This window comes from Mesorhizobium intechi (assembly GCF_002879535.1).
In the GTDB taxonomy this organism is placed as follows: Bacteria; Pseudomonadota; Alphaproteobacteria; order Rhizobiales; family Rhizobiaceae; genus Mesorhizobium; species Mesorhizobium intechi.
Genome location: NZ_PNOT02000322.1, coordinates 13,157 through 31,265 on the forward strand (window position 1 = coordinate 13,157; position 18,109 = coordinate 31,265).

At 63.5% G+C, this 18,109-nt stretch carries 19 protein-coding genes; 8 read left to right on the forward strand and 11 right to left on the reverse strand.

Annotated elements, in window-relative coordinates; translation table 11 throughout:
• Nucleotides 1–56 precede the first annotated feature (56 nt).
• The 4 genes from C1D09_RS27375 (at nucleotide 57) to C1D09_RS27390 (ending at nucleotide 4,642) form a co-directional block, all read left to right on the forward strand.
• Entirely contained in the window at nucleotides 57–2,048 is a 1,992-nt protein-coding gene (locus C1D09_RS27375) for a CocE/NonD family hydrolase (protein WP_143977179.1), read from the forward strand.
• A 353-nt stretch (nucleotides 2,049–2,401) separates the two neighbouring features.
• Nucleotides 2,402–2,776, forward strand: coding sequence for a DUF2147 domain-containing protein (locus tag C1D09_RS27380; RefSeq protein ID WP_246135894.1), 375 nt, complete (start codon nucleotides 2,402–2,404; stop codon nucleotides 2,774–2,776).
• Nucleotides 2,777–2,789: 13 nt separating this feature from the next.
• Entirely contained in the window at nucleotides 2,790–4,235 is a 1,446-nt protein-coding gene (locus C1D09_RS27385; protein WP_143977181.1) for a cryptochrome/photolyase family protein, read from the forward strand.
• Nucleotides 4,232–4,642 carry a DUF2177 family protein gene (locus C1D09_RS27390; protein ID WP_143977182.1) on the forward strand — a complete coding sequence of 137 codons (411 nt, stop codon included), beginning with the start codon at nucleotides 4,232–4,234 and terminating at the stop codon, nucleotides 4,640–4,642. The genes C1D09_RS27385 and C1D09_RS27390 overlap by 4 nt, the downstream gene beginning before the upstream one ends.
• On the opposite strand, the gene C1D09_RS27395 is transcribed toward C1D09_RS27390, so the two are convergent.
• From C1D09_RS27395 to C1D09_RS27415, 5 genes are read right to left on the reverse strand one after another with little or no spacing between them, the layout of a single operon-like run.
• A complete protein-coding gene (locus tag C1D09_RS27395; RefSeq protein ID WP_143977183.1) occupies nucleotides 4,621–5,214 on the reverse strand; it encodes a hypothetical protein in 594 nt (197 codons plus the stop codon). The genes C1D09_RS27390 and C1D09_RS27395 overlap by 22 nt on opposite strands.
• A gap of 1 nt (nucleotide 5,215) precedes the next feature.
• A complete protein-coding gene (locus tag C1D09_RS27400) occupies nucleotides 5,216–6,244 on the reverse strand; it encodes an SAM-dependent methyltransferase (protein ID WP_143977184.1) in 1,029 nt (342 codons plus the stop codon).
• Between the two features lie 2 nt (nucleotides 6,245–6,246).
• A complete protein-coding gene (locus C1D09_RS27405; protein ID WP_143977185.1) occupies nucleotides 6,247–7,071 on the reverse strand; it encodes a DUF1295 domain-containing protein in 825 nt (274 codons plus the stop codon).
• A gap of 7 nt (nucleotides 7,072–7,078) precedes the next feature.
• Nucleotides 7,079–7,729, reverse strand: coding sequence for a ChrR family anti-sigma-E factor (locus tag C1D09_RS27410; protein ID WP_143977186.1), 651 nt, complete (start codon nucleotides 7,727–7,729; stop codon nucleotides 7,079–7,081).
• Complete coding sequence (locus C1D09_RS27415) at nucleotides 7,726–8,382, reverse strand: sigma-70 family RNA polymerase sigma factor (RefSeq protein ID WP_143977187.1); 657 nt, start codon at nucleotides 8,380–8,382, stop codon at nucleotides 7,726–7,728. Before C1D09_RS27415 ends, C1D09_RS27410 begins: the two co-directional genes overlap by 4 nt.
• 148 nt (nucleotides 8,383–8,530) lie before the next feature.
• On the opposite strand from C1D09_RS27415, the gene C1D09_RS27420 reads away from it, so the two are divergent.
• Together C1D09_RS27420 and C1D09_RS27425 are read left to right on the forward strand one after the other, a co-directional pair.
• Complete coding sequence (locus C1D09_RS27420) at nucleotides 8,531–9,877, forward strand: NAD(P)/FAD-dependent oxidoreductase (protein ID WP_143977188.1); 1,347 nt, start codon at nucleotides 8,531–8,533, stop codon at nucleotides 9,875–9,877.
• Nucleotides 9,874–10,695 carry a DUF1365 domain-containing protein gene (locus C1D09_RS27425; protein WP_143977189.1) on the forward strand — a complete coding sequence of 274 codons (822 nt, stop codon included), beginning with the start codon at nucleotides 9,874–9,876 and terminating at the stop codon, nucleotides 10,693–10,695. Before C1D09_RS27420 ends, C1D09_RS27425 begins: the two co-directional genes overlap by 4 nt.
• 383 nt (nucleotides 10,696–11,078) lie before the next feature.
• On the opposite strand, the gene C1D09_RS27430 is transcribed toward C1D09_RS27425, so the two are convergent.
• A complete protein-coding gene (locus C1D09_RS27430) occupies nucleotides 11,079–11,471 on the reverse strand; it encodes a hypothetical protein (protein ID WP_143977190.1) in 393 nt (130 codons plus the stop codon).
• A 276-nt stretch (nucleotides 11,472–11,747) separates the two neighbouring features.
• Between C1D09_RS27430 and C1D09_RS27435 the strand changes: the two genes are divergently transcribed.
• Nucleotides 11,748–12,380 carry a hypothetical protein gene (locus tag C1D09_RS27435; protein ID WP_143977191.1) on the forward strand — a complete coding sequence of 211 codons (633 nt, stop codon included), beginning with the start codon at nucleotides 11,748–11,750 and terminating at the stop codon, nucleotides 12,378–12,380.
• 145 nt (nucleotides 12,381–12,525) lie between these two features.
• Nucleotides 12,526–12,828, forward strand: a complete 303-nt coding sequence (locus C1D09_RS27440) for an Hpt domain-containing protein (RefSeq protein ID WP_143977192.1) — start codon at nucleotides 12,526–12,528, stop codon at nucleotides 12,826–12,828.
• A gap of 15 nt (nucleotides 12,829–12,843) precedes the next feature.
• Here C1D09_RS27440 and C1D09_RS27445 read toward each other — a convergent pair whose 3' ends face one another.
• The 5 genes from C1D09_RS27445 to C1D09_RS27465 form a co-directional block, all read right to left on the reverse strand.
• The gene (locus C1D09_RS27445) at nucleotides 12,844–14,268 is read right to left on the reverse strand and encodes a glycosyltransferase family 2 protein (RefSeq protein ID WP_143977193.1); all 1,425 of its coding nucleotides are present in this window, start codon (nucleotides 14,266–14,268) and stop codon (nucleotides 12,844–12,846) included.
• Nucleotides 14,268–15,305 (reverse strand): HEAT repeat domain-containing protein, encoded by a 1,038-nt coding sequence (locus C1D09_RS27450; protein ID WP_143977194.1) that lies wholly within the window; start codon nucleotides 15,303–15,305, stop codon nucleotides 14,268–14,270. Before C1D09_RS27450 ends, C1D09_RS27445 begins: the two co-directional genes overlap by 1 nt.
• A gap of 2 nt (nucleotides 15,306–15,307) precedes the next feature.
• Nucleotides 15,308–17,062 (reverse strand): YaiO family outer membrane beta-barrel protein, encoded by a 1,755-nt coding sequence (locus C1D09_RS27455; RefSeq protein WP_143977195.1) that lies wholly within the window; start codon nucleotides 17,060–17,062, stop codon nucleotides 15,308–15,310.
• Entirely contained in the window at nucleotides 17,062–17,454 is a 393-nt protein-coding gene (locus C1D09_RS27460; RefSeq protein WP_143977196.1) for a response regulator transcription factor, read from the reverse strand. The genes C1D09_RS27455 and C1D09_RS27460 overlap by 1 nt, the downstream gene beginning before the upstream one ends.
• Nucleotides 17,455–17,720: 266 nt before the next feature.
• Complete coding sequence (locus C1D09_RS27465) at nucleotides 17,721–18,107, reverse strand: response regulator (RefSeq protein WP_143977197.1); 387 nt, start codon at nucleotides 18,105–18,107, stop codon at nucleotides 17,721–17,723.
• Nucleotides 18,108–18,109: the final 2 nt, after the last annotated feature.

The window sequence follows — 18,109 nt, forward strand, 5'->3', positions numbered from 1 at the left end:
CTTTCCGGCGGCGCGCGGTGTGCTCGCCGCCGAGTGGAGCTTTCGTGGTTGATCGAATGACCAACAGGAATTTCCGTGTCATCGAAAATGAGTGGATCGTCCTTAAGGACGGCACCCGGCTCGCCGCCCGCATCTGGATGCCCGAACCGGCTCCCGGCGGGGTGCCGGCGGTGCTCGAATTCCTGCCTTATCGCAAACGCAACAGCACCGCCCCGCGTGATGAGTCCACCTATCCGGTGTTCGCGGCAGCCGGCATCGCGGGCGTGCGCGTCGACATTCGCGGCTGCGGCGAGTCCGACGGCGTGATCGACGGCGAATATACCGTGCGTGAGCTGGCCGATGCGGTCGAGGTTATCGAATGGATCGCAGCGCAGGATTGGTCGAATGGCAATGTCGGCATGATGGGGATCTCCTGGGGCGGGTTCAACGCGCTTCAGGTGGCGGCCCTCAAGCCGCCTGCCCTCAAGGCCGTGATCTCCCTGTCGTCCACTGTCGATCGCTATAATGACGACATTCATTACAAGAATGGCGCGCATCTATCGGCGCAACTGTCATGGGCGGCGACGATGAATGCCTTCCAGTCGCGGCCTCCCGATCCCGATCTCGTCGGAGAACGCTGGCGCGATATGTGGCTCGAGCGGCTGGAAGGCGAGCCGTTCTTCATGGAGGAATGGCTCTCCCACCAGCGCCGCGACGACTTCTGGCGCCACGGTTCGATCTGCGAGGATTTTGACGGTTTCTCCATTCCCGCACTGGTGATTGCCGGATGGGCCGACGGTTACCGCAACACGCCCTTGAAAGCGGTCGCCGGGATGCCGGAAATGGCCTGGGGCCTGATCGGCCCATGGATTCATAAGTATCCGCATTTCGCTGATCCCAAGCCACGCGCCGATTTCCATGCCGAGGCAATTTCATGGTGGCGCCATTGGCTGTGCGGGGAAGACAACAAAGCGGAGAATACGCCGAGGCTGCGTGCCTATATCTTGGACGGGCCGCGACCCGGCCGTCGGCGCGAGACCGATCCGGGCTATTGGGTTGCCATGGACAGATGGGACGTTCGCGACACACTCATTCTTGGCCTGGATGCCTCGGGCAGGCTCGCTCGATGCGATTCATCGCACGCTGAAGGAAACGCCCTCCTGCACTCGCCTCAGGATACGGGCACCGCTGCAGGAGAATTCTTCACGCGCAAGGCTGATTCGGACATGGCCGGCGACCAGCGTGTGGATGATGCTGGATCACTCACCTTCGACAGCGCCGTCCTTGCAGAAGAATGCATCATCCTTGGCCAACCACTCATAAAGCTGTCGCTCTCCAGCGATGCTGCCCTGGCCAACCTTGCAGTCAGGCTCGTCGACGTCCATCCCGATGGCGTGGCGACGCGCGTCAGCTACGGTGTGCTCAACCTGGCGCATCGGAACGGCAATTCCGAACCACAGCCCTTGAAGCCGGGTGAGACAGTCGAAATCGCGTTGGCACTCGATGCATGCGGCTACCGTTTTGCCCCCGGTCACCGTCTGCGTCTGTCATTGTCCAACGCCTATTGGCCGACGATCCTGCCGCCGCCCTGCGACGCGACGCTGACGATCGATCTTGCCAAGTTGCAATTGCAATTGCCGCTGCTTGGCGCGCATCGCCGGATCGAAATCCCGCAGCCATCCAACACAGATCCCCTGCCCCGCCACGAGGTCCTCACGGCAGGATCGTCCGGCCGCTCTGTTGAACGCGATGTGCAAAATGGCGTGACCCGATACCGGGTGCACGAGGATACAGGTCTTAGCCGCCATCCGGGCAACGGCTTGTGCATGCGCGAGACCCGGCAGGAGGTATGGTCGATTGCGCCTGATAACCCGCTGTCGCTGAATGCCGAGATCCGCTGGACATGCAGTGCCGAGCGCGAAGGCTGGCGCACGCAAAGCCGTTGCACCACCCTTCTCTCCTGCACCGCGACAGAGTGGGTGATTTCGGAGCGAACCGAGGCACTGGAGGACGGCCAAAAACTGTTCGAGCGCGAGCGTGGCGCCCGCATCCCGCGTGATCATATGTAGGGTGAGCACAAGAGCCGCTCACAATAGATAGGTTGGAAGGCTCCAGCTTCCTGTTGGCGCGAGGCATCCTGGGTTCGTCTGGCGGTGCAAGGCATGGATCGAGTCGCTATTGATCGATAACGACAATGGTGAGCCGGATCGCGTGAGGTACGGCCGACCGTGAATTGTAGAACCACAAATGACCGATTTAGAGCCGGCTGCAGAAGGCCGCTTCTGGCAAGATTGGCTGCACACTGACGAGACTCCGCACCAGCTCTGCTACCGGCGTGATGCATTTCCGACGGTTCGATGATCCAAAACTCCCTCGCCGCCGTAGAACCAGCAAAACCTGTCATTTAGCGGAGAAAGGGGCGATGCAAGGTTTAATCGCATTCCTGTGTGTCATGTTTCTGACATCGGCTGCACACGCCGATGCGTTCTCGGACAGCCGCGGCATATGGATGCGCGATGACGGCAATGCCAAGGTTTCGATTGCGCCGTGCGGACAGCAATTATGCGCCACCAATTTGTGGATCCGTGACACCAGCAAGGGAGAGCAAGCCGGCGACAAGCTGATCATGGCGCTAAAACCGGCGTCACGAGGAACGCTGGCAGGAAACGCCTACGACCCTAAACGAAACCGCACCTATTCGATGACACTGAAAGTAGTGAATGGCGCCCTCACCACGCGGGGTTGCATGGCCGCGGGTTTGATCTGCAGAAACGTGCGTTGGACGCCGGTCAAGTGATCGGCGAGACGCAATGACCCGAAAAGCAACAGCGCCGACCGTTGTGCTGTTTCGGCGCGACCTTCGCGTAGATGATAACGCCGCGCTCGCGGCGGCGGCCCATCGCGGCACTGCCGTCATGGCTCTCTATATCCTCGACGAAGAAACCAAGGATGTCCGGGCTATGGGAGCAGCCAGCCGCTGGTGGCTGCATCATTCGCTTGCAACTCTTGGCAAGCGGCTTGGCCATGCTGGCGCCAACCTCTACCTGGCGCGTGGCCGAACCGGGGAGGTCGTCGCCAAGGCGATTGCCGCCAGCGGTGCGGATTGCGTGTTCTGGAACAGGCGCTACGACCCATCCGAGGCGGCGGTCGATGCCAGCCTGAAGGCGGGCCTTCGCGAAAAAGGACTTACGGCGCGCAGCTTCGACGGCGCGCTGCTGCATGAACCTTCGCTGCTGAAGACGGGATCGGGCGGGTTCTACAAAGTCTACACGCCATTCCGGAAGGCAATGGCGGACAAGACCGATATCCGCGATCCGATCGATCCACCGGGATCGATTGATGGGTGGCGAGGTGAATTCGCCGGCTTGCGCCTGGACGATCTCGATCTGCTGCCGACCAAACCCGACTGGGCGCAAGGCCTGCGGGAAAGCTGGACACCCGGTGAGGAAGGCGGACAAGCCCGGCTTCATGGGTTCATCGAGAACGATCTGGCCGACTATGAGCGTCAGCGCGACATTCCGGGCGTGCAAGCGACATCAAGGCTGTCCCCACACCTCGCCTTCGGCGAGATCACGCCGTTCCAGATTTTCGCCTGCCTGCGCAAATCGAAAAGTGCGGGCGCTTCGAAGTTCCGCTCCGAGATCGGCTGGCGGGAATTTTCCTACCATCTTTTGTTTCACAACCCCGACCTTGCCGGGCGCAACTTCCGGCCGGAATTCGACGCAATGTCGTGGCGCGACGACCCGCGGGCCCTCCAGGCATGGCAGCGCGGGCTGACCGGCTACCCGATCGTCGATGCGGGCATGCGCGAATTGTGGCGAACCGGTTGGATGCACAACCGTGTGCGGATGATCGCGGCGTCCTTTCTGATCAAGGACCTGATGATCGACTGGCGCCATGGCGAGAAGTGGTTCTGGGACACGCTGGTCGACGCTGACGCCGCCAACAACCCGGCAAGCTGGCAGTGGGTGGCCGGGTCGGGAGCTGACGCCGCACCCTATTTCCGCATCTTCAATCCAGTCCTGCAGGGCGAGAAGTTCGATCCTCAGGGCGAGTACGTTCGGCGCCACATCCCAGAAATTGGCGCCTTGCCGGACCGCTACATTCACCGGCCATGGGAAGCGCCTGCTTCCTCGCTTGAGGGCAAGAACATCAAGCTCGGCAAGAGCTATCCGAGGCCGATCGTGGACCACGGCGCGGCTCGGGACAGGGCTTTGATCGTCTATCAATCCATAAAGGGTGAGAAGGCTTCATGATGCGCTACGCCGTGGCTTACGCGACGACCCTGATCGCCTTCCTGGCCATCGACGCCGTGTGGCTGATGACGATGTCGCAACGGCTCTATCGCCGCTACATCGGCGACATCCTGGTCGACAGCTTCAATCCGGCTCCGGCCGCGCTGTTCTACCTGAGCTATGTCGCGGGCATCGTTATCTTCGCGACCACACCGGCCTTCTCGAGCGGCAAGTGGACGACAGCCGCCGTCAACGGCGCGCTCTACGGTTTCTTTGCCTACGCGACCTACGACCTGACCAATCAGGCCACGATCCGCGGCTGGCCGACGATCATTACAGTGGCGGATATCTGCTGGGGTTCGCTGCTCAGCGCGGTGGCGGCGACCGTGGGCTTCCTGCTCACCCGCTATTTCTTCCGGGGCGCCTGATCGCCTCGCCCTTCTGAAGACGCGACGGCGCCGGACAGGAGCAGCCCGATGAAAACGACCAACGTCGCGGCGCTCAGGGCATTGAGGCCAACTATCGCGTTGTTGTCCGCGACGCTGTAGCTGGCCAGCGGCTGGCCGAAGAAGCGGACCGGAATGAAATAGGCGGCGGCGCTCAGCGCAACGAGAACGAGCCCGATTGGCCGCTCGAAAGGCCTGAATAGGGCGGCGCCGATCAAGGCGCAAGGGAGAAGGAAAATCCCCACGCCTGAACCGACGCCAAATGCCATGGTGCTCAAGATGCTGTTGCCGATCCCCGTCGTCGCCAACAGCACGCGCGCCGCAAGCGGATGCCGCCTCGCCACGGCCGGGACCGCGACGAAGAACGGCGTCGACAGGAAAGTAAGCAAGGACGGCGCGATCTTGTCGGCGCCGACGGCGGCCCAGAGATAAAGCGGATAGAAGGGCTGGTTCCAGGCCACGACCAGCGCGATCCAGTTGGCAGCGGCGGTCAGCGGGTCATTGTGCGCGGCATAGGCCGCGACGCGTCGCCAAAAGCGCGCAAGACCCTCCATCTCAGCCCGCCGGGCGCAGCAAATAGTGGCTGACGCCCCACTCCCGGCCCGCCGCATGGCCGAATAGGCCTTCGGTCGCGAGATAGAACAGCCGCCAGCGCCGGCGCCAAAGTGCGGCGTCCGCGCCATAGACATCCGCCAGGATTTCCCCGATGCGGTCACGGTTCCCGTCAAAGCGGGCCAGCCAGTGGCGCGCCGTGCGCGCATAGTGCGTCCCGTTCCAGCGCCAGTTGCTCTCGAGCGTGAAGCAGTCGGGAAAATGGCCGATCAGACCGTGGCTCGGCATGATGCCACCGGTGAAAAAGTGCTTGGCGATCCAGTCGGCGTCGTCGCGATGGTTGAAGCGGTAAGGACTGTGGCGGTGGCTGAAAACGTGGATGAACAGCCTGCCTTCCGGTTCGAGCCAGGTTCTGATGCGGGCCAGCAGGTCGCGCCAGTTGGACATGTGCTCGAACATTTCGACCGAGACGACGCGATCGAAGCGGCCTTGCGGCTCGAACGCATTCATGTCGGCGGTGATGACCTCGACATTCGTCAAGCCGCGCGCGGCTGCCTGGCCCTGAATATGCAGGCGCTGCGGTGTCGAGTTGGAGACCGCGACGATGCGCGCCGCCGGAAAGCGCTGCGCCATGAACAGCGTCAGCGAACCCCAGCCGCAACCGAGCTCCAAAATGGACTGCCCGTCGCGCAGCCCCGCATGCTCGACGGTCTGCTCCAGTGCCGCGATCTCAGCCTCGGCCAAACTCTCGTTGCCATTTGGATAGAGGCAGCAGGAGTATTTGCCGTTGGGGCCGAGCGTGAGCGCAAAGAATTCAGGCGGCAGTTCGTAATGTTGCTCGTTGGCGACCGCGGTATGCTCGGCGATGGAATAGCCCGCCATATCGCCGGCGAATCGCCTTTCGTCGACCGATCCAGTTGTCGCCAGCCGCCGGCGTGTCCTTCCGACGAGAACGCCTATGCCGTAGCGTGTCGCGCTGTCGGGAAGCGGCGCGCGCTCGACGGCGCGGATGGCTGACGAAATCAGGCTCATGTTCAACTCCCTTGATTGACGGCCGCGGCCTTGGGGGCGCCGGGCCAGAACGCGTTGACGCGCGCCTGGTAGCGGCGGAACCGATCGCCGCGCGAGCGCAGCATGTGCGCCTCGAGCGGTGGAATGCCGGAGACATGGACTAGCAGCCAATACATCAGCACCGGCCCAGCAAGTGCCGCGAAGCCCCAGGGATAGACCACGGGCGAGCCTATCGCGATCGCGACATAAGCAACCCAGCCCAGCCATTCGAAGAAGTAGTTGGGATGCCTGGACAGGCCCCAGAGACCCGCGTCGCAGACCTTGCGCTCGTTGCCGGGATCGGCGCGAAAGGCCTTCAGTTGCCCGTCGGCCAGCGCCTCGCCGCCCACCGCTGCCAGCATCAGCGCTATGCCGACCCAATCGCCAAGGCCGAAGGCCGGCGCCGGATTGTGGGCGGCCGCCATGATCGACAGCACAAGCAGAAACGCGGCCGCAGCCTGGATCTGGAGAAACCAGAACAGCCGGCTCGGAAAGTTCGACCCCCATTCCTGCTTCAACTGGCTGTAGCGCGGATCGTCGCGGCCGTCGCGGACGGTTCGCACCACGATATGGAGACCGAGCCGCAGCGACCAGGCGAGCGCCAGAACGGCGACCAGCCATTGACGCTGATGATTGTCACCGTCGACGGCAGGAATGAGCGCCGCGAAGGCACCGAAAACGCCGACGGCGAAGGACCAGATCGCATCGACCCATCCCGACCTGCCGCTGCGCACCGCGACCAGCCAGGCGAGCGCCATGGTCACGGCGAGACCGACCGCTGCGACGACGATGACAGGGACAATGCCCATCGGACAGCTATCCGATAAGAGGCTGGATCAACCGGCCGAAGAAGCCGCGCAGCTTCATCTGGCCTTCCAGCGCGGCAATGCAGATGCACTCGCCGTCCTTGTCGACGATCGGCTGATGCTGCACGTCGTCATCGGCCTCATCGAGGTCACCCGGTCCGTAGCGGCCGCGCGCGTCGGAGAACGAGCCCTGCAGCACGTGCGTGTATTCATGGCCCGCATGCGTATGCTCGGGCAGCCTGCGCCCGGCCCTGACCTTCAACAGCATGACGTTCGCATTGTCGTCGCCGGGCAGCGTGACCCGGCTCCAGCGCACGCCCGGCCCGATCCAGCGCCATGGTCCAATGCCGCACTCGTCCAGCACCTCGGGCAAGCGGATGCCCACCTCGGCGCGCGGCAGCCCTGGCCTTGCAGCGAGTGTGCGGCGGCCAGCCTCATCAGCCTCGATCATCGCCATGGCGCGATCGAGGGCGCCGGCTTCCAACTCGTCCGGCTCGATGTCGTGCAGCTGCGAACCGCCCACCGCTTCGAATTCGCCTATCCGCGAAGCGCAGACCTCGCAGCCGCCGACATGGACCGCCACCACAATACGCGGCCCGGGTTCCAGGCTGCCGGCGGCGTAGCGAAACAGCGTCTCATCGCTTGGATGATGCTTGATCATTTGAGGTCGTCCAGGATTTGGCGCAGGCGGCCGAGAGCCAGCCTGACGCGCGATTTGACGGTGCCGAGCGGAATGCCGAAGGCGCTCGCGATCTGAGATTGGGTTTCCTCGCCGAAGAAGGACATTTTCAGGATATCGGCCTGCTCGCGCGGCAAGAGCCCGAGCGCTGCCCGCACGCGCTCCTCGCGCTCCGCCGCGATCATCGCTTCTTCCCCCAAAACCGGCGGTTCCGGCTGATCGGAGGGGTCGAACGCCTCGGCGATAGCCGCCGGCCGGCCGTCGCGGCGCAACCGGTCTACCCGAGCATTGCGGGCGATGGTGAAGATCCAGGTCGACACGCCGGCCCGCGCCGGATCGAAATAGGACGCCTTCTTCCAGACGATGAGCATTGTCTCCTGGGCGACGTCCTCGGCGGCGGACGCCGTCATACCCGAGCGCTTCAGGAAGGCCTTCACGCGCGGCGCGTAGAACCCGAACAGCACCGCGAAGGCGGCGCGATCCCGATCGGCCGCGACCGCTGCGAGCAGACGGCTCGCTTCCAGCGCCGACAGGCCCTCGTCATCCCTGCGCATGGTCACCGCCAATCCGGTCTTCGCAGCATCGAAGGCGAGAAAGGCTTTGTCGGCAATGAAATGATGTCCCGATGCATTCATAAGCCCTGTTACGCGCGGCAATCCCTTTCGGATCACAAGCCACGCAACGATTGCCGCAGGCGGTGATCCGCAGCCCGCACCGCTGCGTAGAAGGTGAAACTAAGGGAGGAGGTGGCTTCCTTCCATAGCAAATCGGAGGAAGCGGACGATGAGCGGCGGCAGCCATTTCGAAGCGGAAAAGCCGTTGGACATCGCCGTCGTCGGCAGCGGTATTGCCGGCCTTTCGGCGGCGTGGCTGCTTTCGACGCGGCACCGGGTCTCGCTGTTCGAGGCGGACCGGCGCCTGGGCGGCCACAGCAACACAGTCGATGCCGGCGGCACCCCGGTCGACACCGGCTTCATCGTCTACAACGAAGTGACTTATCCGAATCTGACGGCGCTGTTCGCTCATCTGGGCGTGCGCACCAAGTCGTCCGACATGTCCTTCGCCGTATCGCTCGATGGCGGGCGGCTGGAATATTCCGGCACGGGGTTGCGCGGATTGCTGGCGCAACCGACGAATGTCGGACGTCTCCGTTTTTGGAGCATGCTCAAGGAGTTGCTGCGCTTCTATCGCGAAGCACCTTATGACATCGCCCGCATCGGCGAGATCAGCCTGGCCGAGTATCTCGACGCCAAGGGCTACGGCGCCGCTTTCCGCGAGGATCATCTCTATCCAATGGCCGCGGCGATCTGGTCGACGCCGGCGCTCGACGTCAGCAGTTATCCAGCGGCGGCCTTCATCCGCTTCTGCGAGAACCACGGGCTGTTGAAGCTCGCAGCACGGCCGATATGGCGCACCGTCGACGGCGGCAGCCGTAAATATGTCGAGCTGCTGGCGAAGGGCGTTGCAGGCCGCGCCTTTACCGGACGCTGCGTGCGCTCGATCGCCAGGCGTGGTGGAGCGGTCTGGCTCACGGATTGCGAGGGCTCTGAGCAACGCTTCGACCATGTGGTGGTCGCGACGCATGCGGACCAGGCGTTGCGCATACTCGCCGACCCGAGTAGCGAGGAAACAAGGCAACTCGGCAGCTTCGGCTACAGCCGCAACGAGGCCGTTTTGCATTCGGACCCTCGCCTTATGCCGCGTCGCAAGCGCGCTTGGTCGAGCTGGAACTATCTGACGGAGGGCCCAGGTGAAACCCGCCGGCTCTCCGTTACGTATTGGATGAACAGGCTGCAATCGCTGCCCGACGACCAGCAGCTCTTCGTCACGCTCAATCCGGTCGTCGAGCCGGAGGGAAACACCGTGCGGCACAGCGAGACCTATGAACATCCGGTATTCGATGCCGTCGCAATGCGCGCGCAGCGACAGCTGTGGTCACTGCAGGGCGGCCGTAACACCTGGTTCTGCGGCGCCTATTTCGGCGCCGGCTTCCACGAGGACGGCCTGCAGGCGGGGCTTGCCGTCGCCGAGGCGCTGGGCGGGGTGCGGCGGCCCTGGAATGTGCCCCACGAATCCGGCCGGATCCACATCGTCGATGCCGCGGCGCGGCGCAACCTCGCGGCGGCGTGATGCTGGAGCTGGAATCGGCCCTCTATGCCGGCAAGGTGATGCACCAGCGGCTGAAGCCGCGGCAGCACCGTCTCTCTTATCGCATGTTCTTCCTGCTGCTCGACCTCGACGAGGTCGAGGTGCTGAGCAAGCGGCTTCGCCTGTTGTCGCACAACCGTTTCAATCTGTTCGGCTTCTTCGACCGCGATCACGGGGACGGTTCGAGCGGATCGCTGAAAGCCTATATCGAAGGTCAGCTCATCATGGCGGGGATCGAGGCCGGCGGCCCGGTCCGGCTGCTGTCGATGCCCAGAATGATCGGCTATGCCTTCAACCCGCTCAGCATCTATTTCTGCCACAACCGTCAAGGCGACCTGACCGCGATCCTCTACGAGGTCAACAACACCTTCGGCCAGCGGCACAGCTATCTTATCCCCGTAAGCGATGCGCGCGAGGGCACCGTCCGGCAGCATTGCGACAAACGCCTCTATGTTTCGCCGTTCATGGCGATGGGAATGAACTACAGCTTCCGGATCGGTCTGCCCGGCGACAATGTGGCCATCCACATCACCGGCAGCGACGACCAGGGGCCGCTGATCGTCGCCAGCTTCTCCGGTAAGCGTCGGATGCTGACCGACGCAGCGCTGATGCGCGCCTTCTTCTCCTATCCGCTGATGACGCTGAAGGTGGTCGCCGGCATCCATTGGGAGGCGCTGCGGCTATGGGCAAAGGGCGTGCGGCTTCACAAACGCCCTGCCCCGCCGCGACGCCCCGTTACCCATGTCGCTTCGCCTAAACTTTCACAAGGGAAGACCGGGCCTGATGTCGTTGGATACTGAAAGCAGGGCGGAAGCCGATCTGTGGTCCGGCATCTTCGTCGGCCGGTGATCAAGCGGCTGCCTGGTTGTCTGAAAGTCGGCAAGATCACCGTGCGCACGCCGAACGGCGCGACACCCGACCACCAGGCCGGGACCTGAAGCGACGGTGGTGCTCTATCGCTGGCGCGCGTTGCGGCGCCTGCTCGCGGGCGGCGACATCGCTTTTGCCGAAGCTTACATGGACGGTGACTGGTCGAGCCCGGACCTTCCGGCGCTGCTCGAGCTTGCCGCCGTCCGCTCACCCGCCGGTCGTAGGCAGAAGACAAATCCTTTCGTCTCTCGAAGACGGAAGGATTTGGCGAACCTCCCTTGCCGGATACTGTCGTGGTTGCGCTCCGGCCGCCTCACCCCTTCCACATCGTCGATCGAAGAACAGCCTGCATATGCTCCGCGAGGTCGAGTTCGCCGCGCGCCTCAATCTCCAGAAGATATCGGCCCTTGGCCAGGCGATCCCCTTCCTCAACCGCGGCATAGCCGCAGATGGCGAGCAGCGCCATCTCCTCCTCCCGGCTGGCCCGGTCGGAGTCGCCGCCCAAGTCATGCAGCGCCTTGCCGAACGCCGCGTATGCCGCCCTGTGGGCCTCAATCAGCTCTCGCAGTCTATCGGACGGTTCCTGGTCTTGGCCTGGCGACCCTGTGCCGCGTGCGGTTGCCGCAACCGTTGAGGCGACGACTGCGCTGCCGGAGTGGAATAGCAAGGCGCGGCGGTTGATCCTGGACGTGGCGAACTCTCCCATTTGCTTCGATCGCTATGCGATCGGCGACATATCACCATCTGACTGTAACACGACGGTTTGCACAGTTTTGTCAGGATGAAGGGGCTCGAGGCCGCCGACAGCAAGCGCGACCGGGTGATGCGCGGCACCTGCACCAAGCTCCCCGCGCCCCTAGAACGCACGGCGCGTCACTTTTGGGCGGCTTGAGGAACGTGATATATCCCGAGTGAAAAAGATTGATGGTGGCAGGTGCGTTCCAATGGCTAAGCTGCCTGAAGTTCTGCACGAGGCCGGATAATGGTCACCGACACCGAGTTGATTCACGAAAGCATCAGCCAAGGCTGCGTTACGCTTGCCGATGGCGAATTCCTCATCGACCGGCTGGTGAAGTATGTCGGCAACGGAAGGATCCGTTGGCATGTCGAGTTTCGTGGGCATCGCGTCGAGTTCACGACCGGCCAGCTCAAGAAACAGCCTACTTTCCGGAGGAAGATACTCGAACAGGCCGGCGTATTGCCGCCCCAGCGTACCGGGGCCGATTACAGGCGATGGGCCATCGAGTTGAGGAAGAATGCCGTCGAACTGCCTTGGCGGGACAGGCCGGTCGATGCCGGTTTCTCCATCGACAGCCTTGTCCATCTTGGAGGCGATCGCTGGACGGTTGACTATCAAGGCAAGGTCATCAAGTTCACGACGACCAAACTGCGTAGACAAACCAGTTTCCGCAAACGCATGCTGGCCAAGGCCAAGGTGCTGCCGCCGCAACTGGATCCGGCCGCCTATCGGAAGTGGGTGGACTGGCTCATTCAGAACGCCACAGAGGCAGATCTTCAGGCCGGCGCTGCTTTGATGAGCGAGAAAAGTTGGCTCGACGACTTGCCGGAGCTGGCTGGCTGGCAAAACGAACCGCCCCACCACGGTACCAACTAGGGCAATTTCAGGAAGAGCGGATCGCCGTTTCCATGAAATGGTGAACCGCTCCAGCGGGGCGGCGGCACGGTCGGGCCAGCGCCAACGGTCAGCAGTCCGTTCCAACTCGCGCCGGTTTCTGCTTGAATACACTTGACGTCGCGCAATGGAGCATCGCCCAATCTCAAACGATCCCTTCGGTGCCTTGCAGCAACGTTTCCTTGTCCGGTGCAACGATCGGCTCGCGGAGCTGAAGGCCGCTCGTGAGCGTGGTTTCCTGGCTGGCAAAGAATCCGTCGATGTGCTGGTCGGGATCGCGCACTCGCTCGCGGGTGCGGCCGGAACGTTCGGCTTTCCGGATATCAGCGCGCGAGCCTCCGAGTTGGAGACGCTGCTGATCGAGCAGCCGCAGGCCGCTCCGACCGCGCTCGATACGCTTATCGCGGAGATCGAGCGCACTCTGAAATGATGCGGGCGGCCGGGCTTATTTCTTAACGCCGGTCAGGCCGGTTCTGGTCATCTCGCCCCATCCCTGGTTGCCGCGCAAATATTGCCACCATCCCTTCACGCGCCAGAAATTGTTGAGCTGGCGGTAGCCGAAATTCTCGATCACGGCGACGACCGTGAGCAGGGCAAGGTCCCTGGCGCGTGGAAAACGCTGCAGTTCGGCCTCTTCGAGAACCAGGGAACACACGCTGACGCAGACACCGTAGGTGAAGGTGAGCGAGGTGAAAGCCAGCAGATATTCGGTCGAAAGTATGCCGAGCAGCCAGAATGCCGGGATCAACACATAGCCCAGCACCTCGGCCACCGGTCCAAGCACATCGACAACCAGTATGTGACCGAAGCCGAGGAAGCCGACGCGGCCATAGCGCGGATTGAACAGCATGGAGCGGTAACGGAAGAAACATTCGAGCGCGCCGCGCTGCCAGCGCGTTCGCTGCCTGGCAAGCACGCTCAGCGTCTCCGGCGCTTCGGTCCAGCACACTGGCTCCGGAATGAACTGGATGCGGTATTTGCGCTGTGCATCCCGCATATGTCGGTGCAGCTTGATCACCAGATCCATGTCCTCGCCCATCGACCCCTTGGTGAAGCCGCCGACCGCCACCACTTCGGCGCGGCGGAACACGCCGAAGGCGCCGGACACCAGCATCAGCGTGTTGATACGGCTCCACGCCAGCCGCGCCATGAGGAAGGCGCGCAGATATTCGACCACCTGGAACAGCGCCAGCAGCCGGCCAGGCAGATGGATCTCGCGCACCCTGCCGGCCTCGACCCTCGATCCATTGGCGATACGGATCGTGCCGCCGACGGCGATGGTGCGCTCGGGATCGTCGATGAAGGGCTGGGCCGCGCGCATCAGCGCATCCGGCTCGAGGATGGAATCGCCGTCGATGACGCAAAAGAGCGGGGCGCGGCAGACATTGAGGCCGGCATTCTGGGCATCGGCCTTGCCGCCATTTTCCTTGTCGACCACGAAAAGCCGTTCGGTCATAGGCGAGGAATAGAGGCCGCGGATCGGCTTATGCGCCAGCGCCTCCTCGTAGGGCCGATGGAATTTCACCAGCCTGAAGGCGTCGATGAGGCTTTGCAGCGTCTGGTCCTTCGAGCCGTCATTGATGACGATCACCTCGAAATTCGGATATTCGAGCGCCAGCATCGAGTGGACGCTCTCGACCACGTTCACCTCTTCATTATAGGCGGGCACGAGCAAGGCGATTGGCGGCGCGACGTCGCCATAGCGGTGCCACAACAGTGCCGAACGGGCGACTGGCGGTCGCTTGGAAAGCGCGTAGGCGGCGATGATGAGCTGCAGCAGGTAAACCGCCGTCTGCGCCAGCCCCGCCCCGATGATGAACCAGGACAGGACGGTGGCGGCCAGAACGACCTCTCGGCTCCAGTCGAACATCAGGCGGCCGGTCCTTCAGCGAGAATGAGCGAAGCCGTGCGCTGACTGCGCGAAACCTCGCTCGCGGCGATCTCCCGCAGAATGCGCTCCCCCGGCTGGCCGAATGAGCGTAGCGCGTTGGCGGCGGCATAGCGCACGGTCCATGCCTCGTCGTCCAAAAGCCGCACAAGCGGCGCGGCGAGATCGGACAGGCCGAGGCGGCTGGCGGCGTTGGCCGCGTCGGCACGCACGTCCCAGTCGCCATTTCCCATAGCCTGGACCAGGATGGCCGGTGCGTTGGCATGCCCTGTCAGGCCAAGCGCCCGCAGCGCTGCGGCGGCAACCTCCGGGGAGGGATCACCGGCGGCGCGGGCGAAGAAATCGGCAAACCGGAACCCGCCGCTGCGCGCCAGCGCGTCGATCGCGGCCGCCCGTGTGAACGGCACCGCGTCCTGACGTCGCGCGTGATCCTCGAGTTCTTCGAACCGCTTTGGTGGAAAGCGCCTGAAAAGCTCGATCAGGCGCCGCGACCGCTGCCCCGCTACGCCGATCTTGCGCAGCGCAATACCGAGAGGAGGCAAAGCGCCAACATCGCAGAGCGCAATGGCGACGGCGATCCTGACCTCGCGCGAACGGTCGCGGTCGAGCGCACTCAGAAGGCTCACCACCGCATTTTCCGAACGCAGAGCAGCCAGCATCTCGGCCGCGTGAACGCGTTCGGCGCCGTTGCCTCGTTCCAGTTGCCTGGCGACCAGGGTCGGCAGCCCGCATTCATTGAAGGCGGCAACGACATCTTCATGCTCCTCGCCGCGCAGCAGGGAAATGAACTCGAAGCCGGCATCGATCGCCACGCTCGCCGGCACCGAGAGCAGCGCCGCCTTCAGCGCTTCACGATCCCGGTTTTCCGTAAAGGCAATCAGCGCCGTCAGAAGAAAGCGCCGTTGATCGGCCTCCGCTACTCCCCGGCGCTCCTGCAGCACCCGACGCACGATCAGGACCAGCATGATCGTCAGGGAAAGGGCCGAGAGCACTATGGACAGATCCCAGATGTACCACATGATCAGAACCGCGTGGTTAGGCCGAGCCCGAATATGGTTCGGTCGAATGTCGGGCGTTGCTCATGCGCTATACTGGCGCGCAGCGTCATCGGATCGTTGACGTCCCAGGAGACGCCGCCAAAGACGGTTCGCGTCGGCACCAGCGTGCCATCGGATATTTCGGGAGCGTCGGCATAGCCGCCGAACACGTTGAAACGCGGCGTCACCGCAAGATCGGCGCGCAGCACATAGCCATCCGCACGCGTGCCGATATCGTCGGCTGCGTGCACCCAGCGGGCCGAAAGCCCCAGCCGGCCATCAAGGGAATAAGCCTGTACCCATGGCGAGATGCTGATGATGTCGGCATTGGCAAAATCGTCGTAGCGGGTATCGATGTTGAACGACAACGGCCCGAATGCTTTTGCCGGTGCCACAGCCTGCCAGGAAGCGCCGGCGCCGACCGAATATCGCGCCAGGAAGTCGGCATCTGGCGTCGCTGCGGCCAGCACATAGAAGGACAACGAAGGCGAGAACACCTGATCGATGCGGCCTTCGATCTGGACGTCGGTGTGACCGTATCGTGTCGCAACCCGGGTGTGGCCCGAAATCGTCGTGCTTTGGGTCAGGCGATAGGCGAGCCCGACCGAGCTGTCCGTCCAATCGCCGAGTCCGTCGGTGAGATCGCTCACTTCGCTGCCAAGATCGAGCCGCCATTTGCGCGGCGATGGCACGGCCAGCCTTTGCTCGATATCGGTAGAGCCGGGCTCCATGGCGAGCGCCTGCCTGTAGGCCTGCCGCGCGCCGTCGTCATCGCCACGGGCGCGACGCACATCGCCAATCCCCACGAGCGCCTCGGCATTGCGCGGATCGATCGCGAGGACGCGTTCGAACGACCGCTCGGCCCGTGCGTGATCCGCCTCGAGCAGGGAGATCCTCGCGTCAAGGTTGAGGGCCTCGACATTGTTCGGGGCCGTTGCCAGTACGTCATCGACCAGGATCCGGGCGCGCGGCACGTCGCCCTGCCAGATTGCCAAGCGAACTTTGCCGAGGCGGGCGTCGAGAAGGCCGGGCTTCACGGCAAGCGCCTGGTCGAAGAAATGCCCCGCTTCGTCGAACCTCTGGCTGGAGCCCACGATCAACCCAAGGGCGACCAGGATGTCGGTGTTTCGCGGCGCCAGCGCAAGGGCGCGTCGAACGACCTTTTCCGCCTCGGGCAACTTGCCCGCCGCCCGCAACTGCCTGCCCTGCTCCGTCAGGCCGGCGACGGGATCGGGTCGCCGGTGGAACGGTCTCTTCTTAGACGACGCCGTGGCAGGGCCCTGCTTGCCCTTGTTGACGGCGGCCTGCCTGGCCTTGTGGATGTTGGCGGCGAGCGCGACAGCGTCGGCATTGTCGGGCTCGGCTTGCGCAACCTTCTCCGCCAGCGGCAGCGCGGCATCAAGATTGCCGGAGCGGTACTCGACCTCGGCCATGCCGAAGGTGGCGTCCAGATAGGTCGGGGCGAGCGAAAGCGCCCTTGAAAAGGCATCCCGCGCCGCCGGCAGATTGTTGCGGCCGAGCTCGGAGAAGCCAAGCTGCACCAGGGCGTCGGCATTGTCTGGCTTGAGCACCAGCGCACGCCGAAACAGGTCCGCCGCCTCGTCGAAATGCTGGGCTTGCCTGGCCTTGACGCCGGAAGCGTAGAGCTCGTCCACCGTCTGGGCCAGCGTCGCGCAGGGCGTTGCGGCAACTCCCAGGAACAGGCATGCGGCAAGGATGGCGCGCCGGCCGCGCCGCATTAGCGTTTCCCGTACCTGCGCGCGATCAGACGCGCGAGCCGGGCCAGCAGCTCCTCGGGAATGAACGGCTTCACGAGATAGTCGTCAGCCCCCTTTTCAAGGGCCGAGACGATGTCCCTTTCGGCCTTGCGGGCGGTCAGCATGACCACTGGGGTTTCGGACAGGACCGGGTCCGCCTTGATACGAGCCAGCACCTCAAGGCCATCAGCCTTGGGCATCATCGCGTCGAGCACGATGATGTCGGGCCCGTCCTGCTCCGCCTTTGCGAGTGCTTCGGCCCCGTCCACCGCCGTGATGACCTCGTATCCCTTGGCCCTCAGCCTGAATTCCATGAGTTCGAGCAACAAGGGGTCGTCATCGCAGATCAGAACTCTTGCTTTCGCTCCATTCACCTGTCCGGCTCCGGTTCACGCCTCGTGCCCCCCGGAGTGATCAACCCATGAACCGACATCCGCCAACGCGGTCCATGCAAACAAAACCCACGCGAATCATCGCGCCGCGCAATGCGCCCGATCATAGATAAACCCGACTCGCGACGGCCGCATTTCGATACAATCAGTAGATGAATATGGGTGCATGGTATAGGAGCCGTAAACAGCGGCGCAAAGTTTCCAAGCAGCCTGCCTGCCGTTCCTCCGTCCACTTCTCCTGGAATTGCCTAGGCCGGGCCGGCTCGCCGCGGCAGCAGGTTCTTGACCTCGGCGGCAAGCGCCATCGGATCAAAGGGTTTGGCAATCACCCCGACCGCTCCCATGACCAGATAGCGTTCGACCTGGTGCGTCTGGGTGCGCGCGGTGATGAACGCCACGGGGATCGACGCTGTCAGCGGCGAATCGGCAAGGCGCTTCAGCGTTTCCGGCCCATCCATGTCCGGCATCATCACGTCGAGCAGGATGAGGTGGGGTTGCCAATCGGCAGCATCGGTCAGTGCCTCGGCGCCCGATGAACTGCACCGCACCTCGAATTCCGGATCGAGCTCCAGTGACATCTGGGCGACTTCACGAATGTCGTCCTCGTCGTCCACATAGAGGATCCTTACCGGCATCG

What these genes read in the sequence shown, in the direction of transcription:
- C1D09_RS27445 (WP_143977193.1), bottom strand. Translation starts at nt 14,268, where the DNA reads ATGTTCGACTGGAGCCGAGAGGTCGTTCTGGCCGCCACCGTCCTGTCC.
- C1D09_RS27405 (WP_143977185.1), bottom strand. Translation starts at nt 7,071, where the DNA reads ATGGGCATTGTCCCTGTCATCGTCGTCGCAGCGGTCGGTCTCGCCGTG.
- C1D09_RS27450 (WP_143977194.1), bottom strand. Translation starts at nt 15,305, where the DNA reads ATGTGGTACATCTGGGATCTGTCCATAGTGCTCTCGGCCCTTTCCCTG.
- C1D09_RS27415 (WP_143977187.1), bottom strand. Translation starts at nt 8,382, where the DNA reads ATGAATGCATCGGGACATCATTTCATTGCCGACAAAGCCTTTCTCGCC.
- C1D09_RS27455 (WP_143977195.1), bottom strand. Translation starts at nt 17,062, where the DNA reads ATGCGGCGCGGCCGGCGCGCCATCCTTGCCGCATGCCTGTTCCTGGGA.
- C1D09_RS27440 (WP_143977192.1), top strand. Translation starts at nt 12,526, where the DNA reads ATGGAGCATCGCCCAATCTCAAACGATCCCTTCGGTGCCTTGCAGCAA.
- C1D09_RS27400 (WP_143977184.1), bottom strand. Translation starts at nt 6,244, where the DNA reads ATGAGCCTGATTTCGTCAGCCATCCGCGCCGTCGAGCGCGCGCCGCTT.
- C1D09_RS27395 (WP_143977183.1), bottom strand. Translation starts at nt 5,214, where the DNA reads ATGGAGGGTCTTGCGCGCTTTTGGCGACGCGTCGCGGCCTATGCCGCG.
- C1D09_RS27385 (WP_143977181.1), top strand. Translation starts at nt 2,790, where the DNA reads ATGACCCGAAAAGCAACAGCGCCGACCGTTGTGCTGTTTCGGCGCGAC.
- C1D09_RS27375 (WP_143977179.1), top strand. Translation starts at nt 57, where the DNA reads ATGACCAACAGGAATTTCCGTGTCATCGAAAATGAGTGGATCGTCCTT.
- C1D09_RS27430 (WP_143977190.1), bottom strand. Translation starts at nt 11,471, where the DNA reads ATGGGAGAGTTCGCCACGTCCAGGATCAACCGCCGCGCCTTGCTATTC.
- C1D09_RS27410 (WP_143977186.1), bottom strand. Translation starts at nt 7,729, where the DNA reads ATGATCAAGCATCATCCAAGCGATGAGACGCTGTTTCGCTACGCCGCC.
- C1D09_RS27380 (WP_246135894.1), top strand. Translation starts at nt 2,402, where the DNA reads ATGCAAGGTTTAATCGCATTCCTGTGTGTCATGTTTCTGACATCGGCT.
- C1D09_RS27420 (WP_143977188.1), top strand. Translation starts at nt 8,531, where the DNA reads ATGAGCGGCGGCAGCCATTTCGAAGCGGAAAAGCCGTTGGACATCGCC.
- C1D09_RS27465 (WP_143977197.1), bottom strand. Translation starts at nt 18,107, where the DNA reads ATGCCGGTAAGGATCCTCTATGTGGACGACGAGGACGACATTCGTGAA.
- C1D09_RS27435 (WP_143977191.1), top strand. Translation starts at nt 11,748, where the DNA reads ATGGTCACCGACACCGAGTTGATTCACGAAAGCATCAGCCAAGGCTGC.
- C1D09_RS27390 (WP_143977182.1), top strand. Translation starts at nt 4,232, where the DNA reads ATGATGCGCTACGCCGTGGCTTACGCGACGACCCTGATCGCCTTCCTG.